Source organism: Mangrovihabitans endophyticus, from assembly GCF_014646155.1.
GTDB classification, from domain to species: domain Bacteria; phylum Actinomycetota; class Actinomycetes; order Mycobacteriales; family Micromonosporaceae; genus Actinoplanes; species Actinoplanes endophyticus.
Genome location: NZ_BMMX01000010.1, coordinates 52202 through 69731, shown reverse-complemented (window position 1 = coordinate 69731; position 17530 = coordinate 52202). Strand labels below are relative to the sequence as shown.

Below are 17530 nucleotides of genomic sequence, written 5' to 3'. Positions count from 1 at the left end.
TGCCCGCCATGAGCACTCCCCGGCCCGTGCTGGTCGTCGACTTCGGCGCGCAGTACGCCCAGTTGATCGCTCGCCGGGTCCGCGAGGCCCGGGTCTACTCGGAGATCGTGCCGCACTCCATGCCGGTCGCCGAGATGATGGCCAAGGACCCCGCGGCGATCATCCTGTCCGGCGGCCCGTCCAGCGTGTACGAGCCGGGCGCGCCGGCCCTGGACGCCGGGCTGTTCGACAACGAGGTGCCGGTCTTCGGCATCTGCTACGGCTTCCAGGCGATGGCGCAGGCGTTGGGCGGCACCGTGGCGCACACCGGTGGCCGGGAGTACGGCCGCACGCTGCTCGCCGCGCAGGGCGGCACGCTGCTGCGCGACCTCCCGGCGGACCTGCCGGTCTGGATGAGCCACGGGGACAGCGTCACCATCGCGCCGGTCGGCTTCGCGGTGACCGCCTCCACACCGGGGGCGTCGGTCGCCGCGTTCGAGGACCCGGTCTCGCGACGTGCCGGCGTGCAGTTCCACCCCGAGGTGGCGCACACCGAGCACGGGCAGGAGATGCTGCGGCGCTTCCTCTATGACATCGCCGGCATCGAGCCGACCTGGACGCCGTCCAACATCATCGACGAGCAGACCGCGGCGATCCGCGCGCAGGTCGGCGACAAGCAGGTGATCTGTGGCCTGTCCGGCGGGGTCGACTCCGCGGTCGCCGCGGCGCTCGTGCACAAGGCCGTCGGCGACCAGTTGACCTGCGTCTTCGTCGACCATGGCCTGTTGCGCTCGGGCGAGGCCGAGCAGGTCGAGAAGGACTACGTCGCGGCCACCGGCATCCGGTTGAAGGTGGTGGAGGCCGCGGACCGGTTCCTCGACGCCTTGGACGGGGTGCAGGACCCGGAGCAGAAGCGCAAGATCATCGGTCGGGAGTTCATCCGCGTCTTCGAGGCAGCGGCGCGCGAAGTGGATGCCGAGCGGCACGTCGAGTTCCTGGTCCAGGGCACGCTCTACCCGGACGTGGTGGAGTCCGGCGGCGGCACCGGCACGGCGAACATCAAGAGCCATCACAACGTCGGCGGGCTGCCCGACGATCTGCAGTTCTCGCTGATCGAGCCGTTGCGCACGCTGTTCAAGGACGAGGTGCGGGCGCTCGGCACCGAACTGGGCCTGCCCGAGGAGATGGTGCACCGGCACCCGTTCCCCGGTCCCGGCCTGGCCATCCGAGTCATCGGCGCGGTGGACCGGCACCGGCTGGACGTGTTGCGGGCGGCGGACCTGATCGCCCGCGAGGAGCTCAGCGCGGCCGGGCTGGACCGCGACGTGTGGCAGTTCCCGGTGGTGCTGCTCGCCGACGTGCGCAGCGTCGGGGTGCAGGGCGACGGCCGGACGTACGGGCACCCCGTCGTGCTGCGGCCGGTCTCCAGCGAGGACGCCATGACGGCGGACTGGTCGCGTCTGCCGTTCGACCTGCTCGCCAAGATATCCACCCGCATCACCAACGAGGTGCCCGAGATCAACCGGGTTGTGCTGGACGTGACAAGTAAGCCGCCGGGCACCATCGAGTGGGAGTGATCCGCCCGCCGGATCATTGCCCGCCGGGCGTGGTGCCGGTGGCGGGGGCCGGTGTCTCCGCCTCGGGCATCACGAACCACATGATCGGGTACGCGATGAGGGCCACTCCGCCGGTGAGGGCGATGGCGACCGCGAAGCCGACGCGCACCAGGACCGGATCGACGTCGAAGTAGCGTCCGAGGCCGCTGCAGACGCCCGCGACGATGCGGTCGTCCATCGGCCGGCGCAGTTGCTTGTACGGGGTGACGGTGTGTTGTGTCATGCCTCCAGCGTGCCGTCGCGCGGGTCCGGGCGCCTCGGTGAGTGCCCCGATCCGGACCCTGATTTCGGCCGGGTTGCCGGGTGGTCGATATCACCTCGATGTCGTCACCCTGTGTAGTCTCTGCTGGACTCAAAGTCTGCGACAGCCCTCTGATCAGGGATTACTCTATGCGATCCCACTGTCAGGAATCCGACACACGAATCCTCTGGGTAACAAAATGCGGGAAAGATTTCGGTTGTGACCCCCGCATTGGAACCCTTGCGCCGGATCGCGGCCTACGCCGTGGCGACCGACCCCGACGGTCGCGTTCTGCTCGTCCGGGCATCGTCCCGCTCCGGCACCCCCGGAGTCTGGTCGTTGCCCGGCGGTGCCGTCGATCACGGAGAAGACCCGAACCACACCGTCGTCCGGGAGACCGCGGCGGAGACCGGACTGTCGATATCCGTCTCCGGACTGCGCGACGTCCTGGCGGACATGCGATCGCTGCCGCACCGCGGCGTCACCATCCACACCGACCGGCTGATCTATTCGGCGGCGGTGCGCGGCGGCAAGCTCATCGATCGCGTCGGCCAGCCGACCGACCTGGCCCGATGGCACACCGTGGAGGAGGTCGAGCGGCTGCGGCTGCGCCCGTTCACCGCGGACGCGCTGGGGCTGTCCGCCGCCTCCGCCGACCTGCGGCCGGACGAGACCCCGGACTTCCCGTCGTTCTACGCCGTGCCCGGCCCGGACGGGCTGCACCGGGCGCAGCGCTTCGCCGCCTATGCGATCGCCACCGATCCGGCGGACCGGGTGCTGCTCACCCGGGTGGCCCCCGGCTACCCGGGTGCCGGTCGCTGGCATCTGCCCGGCGGCGGCACCGACTACGGCGAGCAGCCCGGCAACGCGCTGATTCGTGAGCTGGTCGAGGAGACCGGCCAGGTCGGTCGGCTGATCAGCCTGCTCGGCGTGGCGAGTCACCGCGACGCCGCCTCGCTCGGTCCGGAGGGCTACCCGATCGATTGGCACGGGGTGCGCGCCTTCTATCGCGTCGTGGTGGACGCGCCGACCGACGTGGTGGTCAAGGACGTCGGTGGCTCCACGTCCGAGGCGTGCTGGGTGGATCTCACGGAGGTGGCCGCCATCCCTGGCGACCGGCTCACCGAGGTGACCGCCGAGGCGCTGCGGGCGGCGCGGCTCCTCTGATGCCCGTCCGGACACGACGGGTCGGCGCGTACGGCGTCTGCCGCCGTGCGGACGGCCGGGTGCTGATGGTCCGCGCCTCCGCGGCGGCCGAGTTCCCCGGACTGTGGGGACTGCCGGGCGGCGGCGTGGACCACGGTGAGCATCCGGTCGATGCCTTGGTTCGCGGGTTCCGCGCGGAGACCGGGCTGGAGCTGCGGGAATGGGCGCTGCGGTCGGTCACGGCGGACGTGCGGCTGTTGCCGCGCTCGGGCGTCGTCCAGCACACCGATCGCATCGTCTACGACGTGACGCCGGCCCCCGGCGAGCTGCGTGGGGAGGGTGGCGACACGGGCGACGCGGCAGAGTGGGTATGGCCCCGGGAGTGCCCCCTGCTGCCGTACGCCGCCCACATTCTGGGCGAGTCGGCGGTGAGACTTCCCAGTATTCAGGACCTTTCCGACTTTCCGCTCGCGCGGCCGGACCGGGTCCAGCGATTCGGTGCGTACGCGCTGGCCACCGACCCGGACGGCCGCGTCCTGCTCACCCGCATCGCCCCGGGCTATCCCGGAGCCGGACGCTGGCACCTGCCCGGCGGCGGCACCGACCACGGCGAGGTTCCGGAACGGGCCCTCGCCCGGGAACTGTTCGAGGAGACCGCGCAGCGCGGGCGCGTCGACGGACTGCTCGGAATCTCACACCGATACGACCCGGCGGCCGTCGGTCCGGAGGGCGTGCCGATGTCGTGGCATGTCATTCGTGCGCTGTTTAGAGTCCATGTCGACCGGCCGACCAGACCGACGGTGCAGGAGTCCGGCGGATCCACTGCGGCGGCTGCCTGGTGCACCCCGAGCGAACTCGCCGCAAAGCCGCTGACGGACGTGGTGCAAGCCGCGCTGGACCAGGTCGCGGACGGCGAAGGTCGGTTAAAATCAACACCGAGATCAGGTCACTGCCGGGGCGGCTGAGGCGGGAGGGGGCGTGGCCCACCGCGCGTGCGGTCTATCGCCAAGGTCCCGCCACTGTGCAAAGGTGTAACCGCCCCCAGGGAGCGGGGCACCCCGCCCCGCCGCGGATCTCGGCGGGCTGACGATCCAGATGGAGGAGCACGTGCCGAGAACCCCTTGGCGCCGGCGTCGTACGACGGACAGTCCGCGTCCCGCCGGACGTCGTTGGGCAGGCCGGATCCGCCGCAGCGGCAGCGCTGCGCGGCGGGCCCTGGTGCGCGTGGGGCGCCGGTCCGGCCGCGCCGCCACCGCCACCCAGGCCGAGGTGATCTACACCGGTTCCCGCGCGTACGCCGCGCCGACCACCCGCACGCCACTGGCGCTCCCCACGTCCCCGGCCGGCTACCGGGTCGCGCCGAACGAGCCCGTCGCGGACGCCGAGGAGGCGGACGCCGGCGGGTTGCTCCCCGGCGACCATACGGTCCGCCGCCGGGCGAGCTTCGCCCTGGTGAACGCCTGCACCCTGAGCAGCCTCGGGCTCGGCCTGCTGGCGATCTTCCTGGCCATGCACGGTGACCTGCGTTATGCCGCGGCGTGCCTGGTCGCGTGCGTGGTGTTCGACGGCCTCGACGGCGCTCTGGCGCGCAAGCTCGGGGTGTCGAGTCCGTTCGGCGCGCAGATGGACTCGCTGGCCGACATGTGCTCGTTCGGCCTCGCCGCGCCGGTGGTGGTCTATGCCTCGCTGGCGCACTCGGTGCCGACGGCGGCCGCCGCGGTGGCCTGCATGCTGGTGGCCGGGTGCGCCGCCATCCGGCTCGCCCGGTTCAACGTCTCGCCCAAGGACGGCAAGTTCTTCTCCGGCGTGCCGACCACCATGGCGGCGGCGGTCCTCGCCCTGTCCGTGCTGATCGACCTGCCCATTCCGGGCATCGCCCTGCTGGGCGGGGTCGCCCTGCTCGCCTTCGCGATGGTCTCCAGCTTCCCGTACGCGAAATTGGCCCGCTTGGTGAAGCTGCCGCCGTGGCTGTGGCTGCTGCCCGTCGTCGGGGCGCTCGTCGACCCCCGGCTGACCTTCGTCTGCCTGGTGGCGGCCTACCTGGTGAGCGGCCCCGTGATGTGGGTGCGCACCCGCCGCGTCTGAGCCGCGCTCGTCCCGCCGGGGCGATCCCCTCTCGGGGCCGCCCCGGCAGAGCCTGTCTTTCAGCAGACGGCGGCGGTCCCGCTCACCGTGATTGCCCTCACCGCGTCCACCGGGCGATGACCGACGAGCCGCCCAGCACCCGGTCGCCCACGGTCACCATGCTCTCCGCCTTGTCGGCCGGCAGGTAGACGTCGGTGCGGGAACCGAACCGGATCAGCCCCATGCGTTCCCCGCGGGCGACGAGCGCACCGACCGGCGTGCGCTGCACGATCCGCCGGGCGATCAGTCCGGTGCGCTGCGCGACCACGACGGTGCCGTGCTCGGTGTCCAGCACGGTGTAGGCCGCCACGTTGTGTTCCGCCGCCGCGGTCATCGCGTTGGCATATCCGCCGTCCTCCACGAAGTGGTCCGTGACCCGGCCCGCGACCGGGATCCGGTTCACGTGGACGTCCAGGACGGAGAGGAAGACCGCGATGCGCAGGAACTCGCCGGCGCCGAAGCGGGAATCCGTCAGACGCTCCACCGACAGCACCCGGCCGTCGCTCGCGGCCACCACCGCGGACGGTTCGCCGGGCACGTCCCGCTCCGGATCCCGGAAGAACGCGGCGATCGGTGCCGCGGCGATCGCCGGGAGGAGCCAGAGCCGGGAACCCGGCCGACCGACCCGCGCCAACAGGGCCAGGCCGGCGGCGATGCCCGCGGCGGCGATGCCGTTGGAGTCGATGTGCATCGTCCGGGACACCGGCACGCTGGAGGTGCGGTAGGCCGGGGCCAGGGCCGTGGCCCGAGCGGCGGGCGCCGCGGTGAACCGTAGGCGGTGCACGCGTACCGGCGGATTGTTGCGCACCACCAGGTCCGAGCCGACCCCGAAGAGCGCGCTCTGCCGGAAGAGCTCCGCGGCGGCCCCGCCGGTGCGGCCGGGCAGCGCCGGCGTGGCGATGGCGACCACCGCGCCGTCGGTGAGGTATTTGGTCAGCGCGTCGAGGGTGGCACGCACGTCCTCGGCGGTACCGGTGAGCGGTTCGCCGATGATCACCACGTCGGCCGGGTCGGCCTCGGCCAGCGTGTCCACGATCTTGACCCGGTCGGAGATCCAGCTACCCAGCCCGGTGATGTGGTCGCGGAGCAGATCTGCGGTGGTGCGCTCGCCGGCGACCAGGGTGAGGCTGTCGTCCGGTAGCAGGGCCTCGATGGCCGCGGCGATCACGCCGGACGCGTGGTCGGCGCCGATCACCAGCGCCGACGTGGCGGTGTTGTGCCGTGCGAACTCCGCGGTCAGCGCGCGAGCGGCGCGGGGTCCGATGCTTGCCACCGGGGCCGTGGAAACGGCGGGAAACGGCGTCATGACGGTGCGTGCTCCTCGCGCAGTGGACTCGGATGCGCCGAGTTTATTGCGCCGCCCGCGGGTTTGTTCACCCGCGGGCGGCGCCCCCCGTTCACCCGCGCGCTGAGTCGTCCCTGCCACCGGTCGGCGGTCGCGCCGCGAGCTCCTCGGTGGGCGGCTCGGTGGGCGGCTCGGTGGCCGGCCGGGCCGACGGCTCGGGGTGGTCCCGGCCGAACCGCTCGGCGGAGTTCTCCATCAGCTCGCGGACGATGTCGGCGTGCATCTGCGGTGGCAGCCCCCCGGCCGCGGTGTCGTCCGGGGCCGGCTCGGTCGTCGTCGCCTGCACCGGCTCCGCGCGCCGCCCGGACCGGATGGCTCGCAACAGCCCGATCATCCCGAACAGGATCAGCATGCCGGCGATCAGCCAGCCGAGGGTCGGCAACCGGAGGTGAACCACCCGGGAGACCGCCCACCACGCGGCGACCAGCACGAAGATCAGGCCGAAGCTCAGCGAAACCCCGTCGGCGCGGTGCGGCTTCATCGGGTCACCTCCACGGAAACGGTGTCCATGTCCAGATCCAGGGCCAGCGATCCACCGCCCGGCCCGTCGACGCCGTCATCGGTGACGACCTGCCTGGCCAGATTGTCACCGGACCATTCGTGTCCGAGCACGTTCACCTGGCCACGCTGGACGTGGACCGTGACGGTGACGTCCACGTCGGGCGGCAGCAACACCTGGACCTTGCCGAGTTTCATGCCGATCGACGTCCGCTGGTCGGCGCCGGCGAAGTCGACGTCGCGCAGGTCGACGGTGGCATCTCCGGCCTTGAAGCCGTAGCGCTCGGCGATCGCGCCGACGGTCTGCGGGCGGTAGACACTCTGGCCGACGTGCCCGTCGTAGCCGCTCACCGCGGTCGCAGCGGCCAGGCCGATCGCGGTGATCAGGCCGAGCGCGATGAGTCCGCGGGCGCGTCCCACCCAGGTGCCCAGCACCAGGCCCAGCCCGATGGTGGCCAGCGCGGCGGCGAAGTAGGCGGCCACCGGTATGTGCGCGCCGGCCGCGGAGGTCAGTGCCATCAGTCCCACCACCAGCAGCACCCCGAAGAACGTGATGCGCCCCAGCCGGGATTTCTCCCGCGGCGGTTTCGGTACGCGCGGCCGGGGCGCGGCGGGAGGCGGAGGCGGCGGATACGCGGGTTGTGCCCACGGCCCGTGCGGTGCGAACGGCGGACGGTAGCCGCCGGTGGATTCCGGCTGCGCCGCGGGCCCGGGCGGCGTCGCCCCCGCGGATGCCGCGCCGGGTGGCCGCGGCGGCAGCGGCCCGGTCTGCGGCGCGGCGGTCGGCGTGCGGCCGGCGGGCGGAGCACCGAAGCCGGCGTGCGGGGTGGCCGCGGCGAACGCGGGTGAACCGGCACCCTCGGACGGTGCCCGCCCGGACGGCGGCGTGCCCCAGGGCGTGGCCGGGCGGTTGTTGCGCCGCAGCAGCAGTGCCGCGCCGCCGAGCACCGCGGCCGCCAGCAGCGCGGTACGGAACCCGTCGTTCACGGTGAACGCGAAGCTCATCAACGCGGCGACGCCGAGCAGCACCACGGACAGCGGTGACATGGCGGACCGGCCGCGGCCCAGGAGCGACTCGACCGGGGAGACGGCGTCGCCCTCGCCCGCGATGGTGAGCCAGCCGACCAGATAGATCAGCACGCCGACGCCGAAGATGCTGAGCACGGCCAGCAGCACCCGCCACAGCACCGGGTCGGTGTTGGTGGCACGCCCGATGGCGGCGCACACTCCCGCGATGTACCGGCCCTGGCGGGGACGGATCAGCTTGTCGCGCGAGAAGCTGAGCCCCTCGGTGCCGCCGGACCAGGGCGGTGGGTCACCCGGTGCGCCGGGCGGCGGACCCTGGCCGGGCGGCGGCCCGCCTTGGGGCGGTGGTTCTTGGCCCGGGGGCGGTTCTTGGCCCGGGGGCGGGCCTTGGGCTGGTGGCGTGTCCTGGTGGGGAGGCAGGCCGGCGTCGGGCGGCGTGGCCGCTGCGGGGAACTCCGCCGCGGGGAACTCCGCCGTGGCCTCCTCGTTCCGCGCAGGCTCGGTTTCCTCGTTCCGCGCGGGCTCGGTTTCCGGATGTGTTCCGCCGACGGCGCCGGACGCTTCGCCCGAAACGACGCCGGGAGTGGTGTCTGCGGTGGCGGGTGCCGGGGCGTCCGACGACGGAGCACCGGTCTCCGTCGTCGCCGGTCTGCGGGACTCGGCAGCTTCGTCGGTCATGCCATCGATACTGAAGGTCCCCCGGCCCGAGCCGCTTCCGGTGCCGACCCTGAGGCCACCCTGACTCGGCGGGCGTCCCAGGCTCCGGGAAGTTCCCCGTAGCCCCGTGGCTCCGGGCGTGTGATGCTCGAAAGCGAGCAGAGGAGAAGCCGATCGCCACCGTCACCGCGCCCGTGCCGCCGCGCCGCCTGTACCGGCCGCGCGACCACCGGATCATCGCCGGGGTCGCCTCCGGGCTGGCGCGCCATCTCGGCATTCCGGTGATCGCGGTGCGCATCGCGCTCGTCGTGTTGCTGAGCTTCTCCGGGCTCGGCCTGATGCTCTATGCGGCCTACTGGGCGGTGCTCCCGCAGCAGGTTCCGGACGGCGAGCAGCCCACCCGGCGCGACTTCGGCGCTATTCTGCCGTTCGCCGCCATCGGCGTCGGCGTCGTGCTGCTCCAGGCGCTGGTCTTCGGCGATGACCTGACCGGAACGGCCGGATGGCTGATCGCCGTCATCGCCGTCGGCGCCGGCGTGATCTGGCACCAGTCCGACCCCGAGCGGCGCGGTCAATGGGCGCACAATCCGCAGGCGCCGTGGCTGGCCGCGGTGGTGGCCGAGAGCGACCGCCGGTCGTTCCTGTTCCGGTTCATCGGGGGCGGCGTGCTGGTCGCCGTGGGCATCATCGGCATCGTCGCGGTGTACGCGCCGGCCGGCAGCCTGGACTCGGTGCTCAACGGCGTGCTGTTCGCGCTGATCGGCCTGGCCGGCGTCGGCGTCGTGGTCGCGCCGCTGTTGTGGCGGATGTTCAGCCAGCTACGCGCCGAGCGCGAGGGCCGGATCCGCGAGCAGGAACGCGCCGAACTCGCCGCGATGATTCACGATCAGGTGCTGCACACGCTGGCGCTGATCCAGCGCAACTCGACGGACATCAAAGAGGTGCAGCGGCTGGCCCGTGGGCAGGAGCGCAGCCTGCGCAACTGGCTCTACAAGCCGACCGCTTCGCCGACCGAACGGTTCGGTGCCGCGCTGGAGCAGGCCGCGGCGGAGGTCGAGGACACGTACGCGATAAGCGTGGAGGCCGTCGTGGTGGGCGACAAGGACTGCGACGAGGGTGTCGCCGCCCTGGTCGCCGCGGCGCGCGAGGCGCTGGTCAACGCCGCCCGGCACTCCGGGGAGCAGAGCGTGTCGCTGTACGCCGAAGTCGAGGCGGACCAGCTAAGCGTGTTCGTGCGCGACCGCGGGGCCGGCTTCGACATCGCCACCATCGAGGAGTCGCGGCACGGCGTCCGTGGCTCCATCATCGGACGGATGGAACGCCACGGCGGACGTGCGGTCATCCGCAGTTCCCCGGGCGACGGCACCGAAGTGCGCCTGACCCTGCCCGTCTCGTCGCGGGAGAGCATTGGCGCCGGGAAGGAGATGGCGAGATGAACGAGCCCGTTGCGGAGGGTGGCCGGCTCACCGTCTTCCTCGTCGATGACCACGCGATGTTCCGCGCCGGTGTGCGGGCCGAGCTCGGCGCGCATGTCGACGTCATCGGCGAGGCGAGTTCGGTGTCCGAGGCGATCAGCCGGATCGCCGCGAGCACGCCCGACGTGGTGCTGCTGGACGTGCACATGCCCGACGGCGGCGGCCGAGCGGTGCTGGAATCGATCCGCCGCACCCATCCGCAGGTGAAGTTCCTGGCCCTGTCGGTGTCCGACGCGGCCGAGGATGTGATCGGCCTGATCCGGGCCGGCGCTCGCGGGTACGTGACCAAGACGATCTCCCCGGATGAGCTGGCCGCCGCGATCAAGCGGGTGGCCGACGGTGACGCGGTGTTCAGCCCGCGGCTGGCGGGGTTCGTGCTGGACGCGTTCGCGGCCCGTTCCGAGGTGCCGCTCGCGGATCCGGAGCTCGATCAACTGACCAACCGGGAACGCGAGGTGCTGCGGCTGCTGGCGCGCGGGTACGCGTACAAGGAAATCGCCAAGGAGCTGTACATCTCCATCAAGACGGTCGAGACGCACGTCTCGAACGTGCTGCGGAAGCTGCAGATGTCGAACCGGTACGAGCTGTCGCGGTGGGCGGCCGACCGGCGCCTGGTCTGAGGCGCCCCGCAAGAGTGACCGCCGGGGCGGACAAATTGCCTCAAGCCGCAGGTCCGGGGGTGTGTGAGGGGGTCCTGCCAACCGTTCGGAGATTAAGTCGGACCAATCGGCTATTCACCGTAAGATCGCCATGACGAAGGGTGGTTATTGCAGGTCAGGGGCCTTTTATTCCAGGCATAGATGATCTTCGTCGCGCTGCTGGGGCGTATCGGGCGAATATCGGCTTGATAACAGCGGCCACGGGCACCCAGGAGCGCGTGCGAAGGTGGCACCTACTCACACAACCCCTCGTGAGCGCCCCTGAGGAGATACTCCCATGCTTGGGAAAAGCCCATGGAAGATGGCGGTCGGAGCGACCGCCATCGCCTTGTTGGCCGCCGGTTGCAGCAGCGGTGGGTCGGGTGGCAGCGACTCCGCTGACAAGACCATCGTCGTTGGCATCGGTGAGCCGCAACACCTGATCCCGTCCAACACCACCGAGTCCAACGGTGCCGAAGTGCTGGATGCGCTCTTCTACCCGCTGATCAAGTTCGATGACAAGAACGAGCCGGTCGAGGTGGCCGCAGAGTCCATCACCTCGGATGACAACAAGGTCTGGACCGTCAAGCTGAAGTCTGGCTTTACGTTCAGCAACGGCGAGCCGGTAGTTGCCGACAACTACATCGACGCCTGGAACTACGGCGCCTACGGCCCGAACGGGCAGAACGCGGCGTACTTCTACGAGCGCATCGAGGGCTACGCCGATCTGCAGTCCGAGGACCCGGACGGCGACGGCCCGAAGGAAGCGCCCGAGCCCAAGGCGAAGACGCTGACCGGCCTGAAGAAGGTGGACGACAACACCTTCACGGTCACGCTCTCGGCTCCGTTCACCGGCTGGAAGTCGGTCATGGGCTACACCGCGTTCCTGCCGCTGCCCAAGGCGGCCTTCTCGGCGCCCGGCGTGATCGCCGACGGCTTCGAGGAGAAGATCGTCGGCAACGGCCCCTTCAAGATGAAGGGCGCCTGGCAGCACGACGCGCAGATCCAGGTGGAGAAGGTCGACGACTTCAAGGGCGACGTCCCGAAGGTCGACGGCGTGACCTACAAGATCTACCAGGACGACCAGGCGCAGTACGCCGACCTGGTCGCCGGCAACCTCGACGTGCAGACCACGATCCCGATCGAGAGCCTCGCGAGCGCGCCCAGTGACCTGGGGGACCGCTTCAAGAAGAGCCCGAACTCGGTGTTCCAGTTCGTCGGTTTCCCGACGTTCCAGAAGGAGTTCGCGAACGCGGACGTCCGCCGGGCGATCTCCATGGCGATCAACCGTCAGGAGATCACCGACCAGATCTTCCTCGGCTCGCAGACCCCCGCGGCGGCGTTCGTGTCGCCGGTGGTGGCCGGCTACCGCCCGAACTCCTGCGGTGAGTACTGCACGTACAACCCGACCAAGGCCAAGCAGATGTACACGGCTGCGGGCGGCCCGTCCGAGATCAAGATCACGTACAACGCGGACGGTGGGCACAAGGCGTGGGTGGACGCCACCTGCAACCAGCTCAAGGCCGCGCTCGGTGTGAACTGCACCGGTGTCGGTGAGCCGAAGTTCGCCGACCTGCTGACCAAGGTCGAGAAGAAGGAGCCGGTGGGCCTGATCCGTCTCGGATGGATCATGGACTACCCGCTGATGGAGAACTACCTCGGCCCGCTGTACTCGACGACCGGTTCGTCGAACTACTACGGCTACAGCAACCCGGCGTTCGACAGCCTGGTGAAGGAGGGCTCCGAGGCGCCGACCACGGAGGAAGCCATCAAGAAGTGGCAGCAGGCTGAGGACATCTTGGCGCAGGACATGCCGGTGATCCCGCTGCGGTTCGGGCAGAACGTCTTCGGTCACTCCGAGCGGGTCAAGAACGTGAATGTCGACCTGTTCCAGAAGCTGGACCTCTACAAGATCGAAATGGCCTGACCTTCAGTCCGAGTTGACGGTGGTGGCGTCGCGGGAAATGTGAAACCGTGACGCCATCACTGTCTTTCATGTCTACGCCGAGTTGCCAAGCCCACGACGCTCGGTAGCTTATCCTTCGCGGAAGGCGCTCAATCCCCATGTTCCGCTACATCGTGCGGCGCTTGCTGCAGATGGTCCTCACCTTCTTCGGGGCCACATTTCTGCTGTACGCGCTGGTGTTCGCCAACCAGGAAGACCCCATCCAGGCGTTGGCCGGCGAACGACCCATCACCCAGAACGTCCGTCAGGTGCTAACTGAGCGTTACCATCTCGACGACCCCTTCCTCACGCAGTACTGGTATTACATGAAGGGCCTGCTGACCGGCGACTTCGGGACCTCGCTGACCGGCCGGTCGATTTCCGACATGATGGCCCAGGCGTGGCCCACGACGATCCGGTTGGCGCTGATGGCCATCATCATCGCGGCCACCGTGGCGATCGTCGCCGGTGTCATCTCCGGCATCCGCCGGGGCAGCATCTTCGACAACGTGACCCTGGTGCTCACGCTGGTCATCCTGTCCCTGCCGATCGTGGTGCTGGCGCCGCTCACCCAGTTGATCTTCGGAATCAAGCTCGGCTGGTTCCCGCCGACCACCGGCGCCGATCCGGGATTCTTCAAACTCCTCATGCCCGCCCTGGTGCTGGGCAGCCTCGTCGTTGCGACCGAGCTGCGGGTCACCCGGACGTCGGTCGCCGAGAACCTGCGGTCGGACTATGTGCGTACCGCTCGGGCCAAGGGTCTGTCGCGCCAGCGCGTCATCGGCGTGCACGTGCTGCGCAACTCTCTGATTCCGGTGATCACCCTGATCGGTGTGGACATCGGTCAGCTCATGGCGGGTGCGATCGTCACCGAGCAGGTGTTCAACATCCCGGGAGTCGGGTTCAACCTGTTCCGGGGCATCCGGACCGAGGACGGCCCGCTGGTCGTCGGGTTCGTGAGCATCCTGGTCATCATCTTCCTGGTCGTGAACCTTCTGGTCGACCTGCTGTACGCCGCCCTCGACCCGAGGATCCGCTATGAGTGACATCCAAGCAGCGACCGCCGAAGAACAGCCGGACGCCGCCGCGCCCGAACCGCGGCACAATGCGAAGCGCGACAAGCCGCGCAGCCTCGCCGCCGACGCGTGGGCCGATCTGCGGCGGAACAAGATCTTCTGGGTGGCCGCGGTGCTCGTCGTGATCATCGTGACGATGGCGATCTTCCCGTCGCTGTTCACCTCGGCGAATCCGCGAGCGTGCACCCTGAGCCGACAGCACTCCGGGCCCACCGGATCGGCCTTCTTCGGGTACGACTTCCAGGGTTGCGACGTCTATGCGCGCACCATCTACGGCGCCCGTGCCTCGGTCGAGGTCGGTGTGCTCGCCACCCTGCTGTCCGGGGTGATCGGCCTGATCTTCGGCCTGAGCGCGGGGTACTTCGGCCGATGGGTGGACGCGGTGCTGTCGCGGTTCATCGACATCGTCCTGGGCGTGCCGTTCCTGCTCGCCGCGATCGTGCTCGCCAAGCGCCTGTCGCAGGACCCGCAGAACAACGGCGTGGTGGCGGTCATCGTCACGCTCGGCGTGCTCGGCTGGACGAGCGCGGCGCGCATCATGCGATCGTCGGTCATCGCGGCCAAGAACCAGGACTACGTGGCGGCGGCCCGCATGCTCGGCGCCGGGCCGGCGCGGTTGATGATGCGGCACATCCTGCCCAACTCGATCGCGTCCTTCATCGTGGTGCTGACCATCCTGCTGGGCATCAACATCGCCAGCGAGGCGACGCTGTCCTTCCTGGGTATCGGCCTGAAGGGCGACGCGATCTCGTGGGGCATCGCCATCTCCGAGGCGGGCCCGTACGTACGTGTCGCCCCGACGCCGTTGATCTGGCCCTCGGTCTTCCTGGCCGTCACGGTGCTGGCCTTCATCATGCTGGGCGACGCGGTGCGCGACGCCTTCGACCCGAAGCTGCGGTGATCCCGACATGACCGACATCAAGGCGGAAATCGACGCCCTACCGGGCCTCGATCCGCAGGCTCCCCTGCTCGACGTCAACGACCTGCACGTGGAATTTCGCACCAGGGACGGCGTGGCCCGCGCGGTCAACGGCGCGAACTTCACCCTGAAGCCGGGGGAGACCCTGTGCATTCTCGGCGAATCCGGGTGCGGCAAGTCCGTCACGGCGCAGGCGATCATGGGCATCCTGGACACTCCGCCCGGCTTCATCACCGAGGGTCAGGTGCGCTATCGCGGCATCGACCTGCTGAAGCTGCCGGAGGCCGAACGCCGCAAGGTGCGCGCCAACCACATCGCGATGATCTTCCAGGATGCGCTCTCCGCACTGAACCCGGTCTACTCCGTCGGGTTCCAGCTCGGCGAGCTGTTCCGTAAGCACCGGGGAATGTCTCGGGGCGATGCCAAAAAGCGCTCCATCGAGCTGCTCGACCAGGTGCGGATCCCGGCCGCGCGGAGCCGCGTCACGGACTACCCGCACCAGTTCTCCGGCGGCATGCGCCAGCGCGTCATGATCGCCATGGCGCTGGCGCTGGACCCCGAAGTGCTCATCGCGGACGAGCCCACCACGGCGCTCGACGTGACCGTGCAGGCGCAGATCATGAACCTGCTGGCAGACCTGCAGAACGAACGCAACATGGGCCTCATCCTCATCACCCACGACATGGGCGTGGTCGCCGACGTCGCGGACCGGATCTCGGTCATGTATGCCGGCAAAGTGGTCGAAGAGGCACCGGTGTACGACATCTACGCGCGCCCGGCCCACCCGTACACGAGGGCCCTGCTGGAGTCGATCCCGCGGCTCGACCACAAGGGAAGGCAGCTCAACGTCATCCGTGGCCTGCCGCCCGCGCTGACGGCCATCCCCGACGGATGCGCCTTCCACCCGCGGTGCAGCTATGCCAAGGACGATTGCCGGCAGGATCCACCCCCGCCGCCGTACGCGGTCCAACCGAACCGCACGGCACGCTGCCACTTCTGGAGGGAGGTCGTGGGCGATGAGTGACGTTGTCCTCGAAACCAAGGGCCTGGTCAAACACTTCCCGATCACCCGCGGCATCGTCTTCCAGTCGAAGGTGGGCGCGGTCCGCGCGGTGGACGGCGTCGACCTCCAGCTCAACCGGGGCGAGACGCTCGGCGTGGTCGGCGAGTCCGGCTGCGGCAAGTCGACCCTCGCCAAACTGCTGGTCGGCTTGGAGAAGCCCACGTCGGGCGAGATCAACGTGCGGGGCGAGGACATGGTCCGGCTCAAGGGCCGCGACCTGCGCCGAGCCCGGCGGCACATCCAGATGGTGCTGCAAGACCCGTACACGTCGTTGAATCCGCGGATGACGGTGGGCGACATCGTCGGGGAGCCGTTCGAGATTCACCCCGATGTGACGCCGCGCAGCGGCCGCACCAAGGCCGTCCAGGACCTGCTGGACATCGTCGGCCTGAACCCCGACCACGTGAACCGGTACCCGCACCAGTTCTCCGGTGGGCAGCGGCAGCGCATCGGCATCGCCCGCGCGCTGGCGCTCAAGCCGGAGATCATCGTCTGTGACGAGCCGGTGTCCGCGCTGGACGTGTCGATCCAGGCGCAGGTCATCAACCTGCTGGAGGGTCTGCAGGACGAGCTGGGGCTGTCGTACATCTTCATCGCGCACGACCTGTCGGTGGTGCGGCACATCTCCGACCGGGTCGCGGTGATGTACCTCGGCAAGATCGTGGAGGCGGGTGGTGACGTCGCCATCTACGAGCAGCCGACCCACCCGTACACGCAGGCGCTGCTGTCGGCGGTGCCGGTGCCGGACCCGCGGCTGCGGGGGCAACGGGACCAGATCGTGCTGGAGGGTGACGTGCCGTCGCCGGCGAACCCGCCGTCCGGCTGCCGGTTCCGCACACGGTGCTGGAAGGCGCAGGACATCTGCGCGCAGGAGGAGCCGAAGCTGGAGATCCGGGATCGCTCGGGTCACCCGAGTGCGTGCCACTTCGCGGAGGCTCGGGAGATGTTCGCGAGCGGCTGATCCCGTCTCACGTGGGGTTGCCGCCCCTGCGTCGGGTCGTCGCCCCTCGGCCCGGCCCTCGCCCCGGGGCGCGGGTCGTCGGTCTCCGCCCGGGGGTGTGGGTCGTTGATCTCCGCCCGGGGGTGTGGGTCGTCGATCTTGGACTTATTGTGCCCGCTCTGATGTGACAAAGCCCGACTTGTCCGACCGCAATTTCCAAGATCGGCCGGAGGTGGGCGCTCGTCGCGCGCGATCTTGAAGTTAGTGGTCGGATAAGTCGGGTATATCGGGGTGAAGTGGGCACGTAAAGTTCAAGATCGGCGGGCGCTGCGGGCGCGGGCGTGCGGGGCGCGGCGCGTGCGGGGCGCGGGCGTGCGGGGCGCGGGCGTGCGGGGCGCGGTGCGCGGGCGTGCGGGCGTGCGGCGGGTGGTGGGGCTGCCGTCAGAGGGGGCCGCGGCCGGCGCGCAGGATCATCAGCGCCACCTGTGTGCCGTCGGCGCCCAGTGCGGAGCGGAAACGCTCCACGATCTCGCGTTCGCGGGACAGCACCAAGCGGGTGCCGCCGGACGCCATGCGGGTGCGGCCGACCTCGCGCGACAGGCGTGCGCGTTCTTGCCACAGGTCGATGATGGCCTGGTCGATCTCGTCTATCCGCTCGCGCATCGCGCGGATTTCGTGGTCCGCCAGCGGCTCGTCCGCGCCGGTCGGCTGACCCACCATGTTGGCTGTCATGTCCTGCTCCTCGGATGCCGAGGCCCCGGCCGCCCCTGCCCAGTCAGCATCAAGCCCCGGGCTGTGCGGCCCGGGGCTTGATGTAGGTCTGTCGTTCAGACGCGTCCTAC

16 protein-coding genes are annotated in these 17530 nt (G+C 70.0%); 11 read left to right on the top strand and 5 right to left on the bottom strand.

The features are described from left to right. The first annotated feature begins 8 nt into the window (after window positions 1-8). On the top strand, window positions 9-1556 hold the full coding sequence (gene guaA, locus IEY73_RS13815; RefSeq protein WP_189079596.1) for a glutamine-hydrolyzing GMP synthase: 1548 nt from the start codon (window positions 9-11) through the stop codon (window positions 1554-1556). 13 nt (window positions 1557-1569) lie between these two features. On the opposite strand, the gene IEY73_RS13810 is transcribed toward guaA, so the two are convergent. Beyond that, window positions 1570-1818 carry a PspC domain-containing protein gene (locus IEY73_RS13810; RefSeq protein WP_189079595.1) on the bottom strand — a complete coding sequence of 83 codons (249 nt, stop codon included), beginning with the start codon at window positions 1816-1818 and terminating at the stop codon, window positions 1570-1572. A gap of 237 nt (window positions 1819-2055) precedes the next feature. On the opposite strand from IEY73_RS13810, the gene IEY73_RS13805 reads away from it, so the two are divergent. The 3 genes from IEY73_RS13805 to IEY73_RS13795 all read left to right on the top strand — a co-directional run bounded on the left by IEY73_RS13805 (window position 2056) and on the right by IEY73_RS13795 (window position 5067). Then, entirely contained in the window at window positions 2056-3003 is a 948-nt protein-coding gene (locus IEY73_RS13805) for an NUDIX hydrolase (RefSeq protein WP_189079594.1), read from the top strand. After that, window positions 3003-3947: an NUDIX hydrolase gene (locus tag IEY73_RS13800; protein ID WP_189079593.1), complete on the top strand. Its 945-nt coding sequence runs from the start codon at window positions 3003-3005 to the stop codon at window positions 3945-3947. The genes IEY73_RS13805 and IEY73_RS13800 overlap by 1 nt, the downstream gene beginning before the upstream one ends. Window positions 3948-4089: 142 nt before the next feature. After that, the gene (locus IEY73_RS13795) at window positions 4090-5067 is read left to right on the top strand and encodes a CDP-alcohol phosphatidyltransferase family protein (protein ID WP_373292783.1); all 978 of its coding nucleotides are present in this window, start codon (window positions 4090-4092) and stop codon (window positions 5065-5067) included. Between the two features lie 97 nt (window positions 5068-5164). Here IEY73_RS13795 and IEY73_RS13790 read toward each other — a convergent pair whose 3' ends face one another. The 3 genes from IEY73_RS13790 to IEY73_RS13780 form a co-directional block, all read right to left on the bottom strand. Beyond that, window positions 5165-6412 (bottom strand): phosphatidylserine decarboxylase, encoded by a 1248-nt coding sequence (locus tag IEY73_RS13790; protein WP_189079592.1) that lies wholly within the window; start codon window positions 6410-6412, stop codon window positions 5165-5167. Between the two features lie 91 nt (window positions 6413-6503). After that, window positions 6504-6932 carry a hypothetical protein gene (locus IEY73_RS13785; protein ID WP_229715820.1) on the bottom strand — a complete coding sequence of 143 codons (429 nt, stop codon included), beginning with the start codon at window positions 6930-6932 and terminating at the stop codon, window positions 6504-6506. Beyond that, entirely contained in the window at window positions 6929-8653 is a 1725-nt protein-coding gene (locus IEY73_RS13780; protein ID WP_189079591.1) for a PspC domain-containing protein, read from the bottom strand. The genes IEY73_RS13785 and IEY73_RS13780 overlap by 4 nt, the downstream gene beginning before the upstream one ends. A 173-nt stretch (window positions 8654-8826) precedes the next feature. On the opposite strand from IEY73_RS13780, the gene IEY73_RS13775 reads away from it, so the two are divergent. The 7 genes from IEY73_RS13775 to IEY73_RS13745 all read left to right on the top strand — a co-directional run bounded on the left by IEY73_RS13775 (window position 8827) and on the right by IEY73_RS13745 (window position 16709). Then, the gene (locus IEY73_RS13775; RefSeq protein WP_229715819.1) at window positions 8827-10068 is read left to right on the top strand and encodes an ATP-binding protein; all 1242 of its coding nucleotides are present in this window, start codon (window positions 8827-8829) and stop codon (window positions 10066-10068) included. After that, window positions 10065-10727, top strand: coding sequence for a response regulator (locus IEY73_RS13770; RefSeq protein WP_189079590.1), 663 nt, complete (start codon window positions 10065-10067; stop codon window positions 10725-10727). Before IEY73_RS13775 ends, IEY73_RS13770 begins: the two co-directional genes overlap by 4 nt. 316 nt (window positions 10728-11043) lie before the next feature. Then, window positions 11044-12672 carry a peptide ABC transporter substrate-binding protein gene (locus IEY73_RS13765; RefSeq protein WP_229715818.1) on the top strand — a complete coding sequence of 543 codons (1629 nt, stop codon included), beginning with the start codon at window positions 11044-11046 and terminating at the stop codon, window positions 12670-12672. 137 nt (window positions 12673-12809) lie between these two features. Next, the gene (locus tag IEY73_RS13760) at window positions 12810-13736 is read left to right on the top strand and encodes an ABC transporter permease (protein ID WP_189079589.1); all 927 of its coding nucleotides are present in this window, start codon (window positions 12810-12812) and stop codon (window positions 13734-13736) included. Continuing rightward, window positions 13729-14667, top strand: a complete 939-nt coding sequence (locus tag IEY73_RS13755; protein ID WP_189079588.1) for an ABC transporter permease — start codon at window positions 13729-13731, stop codon at window positions 14665-14667. Before IEY73_RS13760 ends, IEY73_RS13755 begins: the two co-directional genes overlap by 8 nt. A 7-nt stretch (window positions 14668-14674) precedes the next feature. Beyond that, entirely contained in the window at window positions 14675-15709 is a 1035-nt protein-coding gene (locus IEY73_RS13750) for an ABC transporter ATP-binding protein (protein WP_189079587.1), read from the top strand. Further along, window positions 15702-16709 carry an ABC transporter ATP-binding protein gene (locus IEY73_RS13745; protein WP_189079586.1) on the top strand — a complete coding sequence of 336 codons (1008 nt, stop codon included), beginning with the start codon at window positions 15702-15704 and terminating at the stop codon, window positions 16707-16709. Before IEY73_RS13750 ends, IEY73_RS13745 begins: the two co-directional genes overlap by 8 nt. A 420-nt stretch (window positions 16710-17129) precedes the next feature. Here IEY73_RS13745 and IEY73_RS13740 read toward each other — a convergent pair whose 3' ends face one another. Continuing rightward, window positions 17130-17420 carry a chorismate mutase gene (locus tag IEY73_RS13740; protein WP_189079585.1) on the bottom strand — a complete coding sequence of 97 codons (291 nt, stop codon included), beginning with the start codon at window positions 17418-17420 and terminating at the stop codon, window positions 17130-17132. Window positions 17421-17530: the final 110 nt, after the last annotated feature.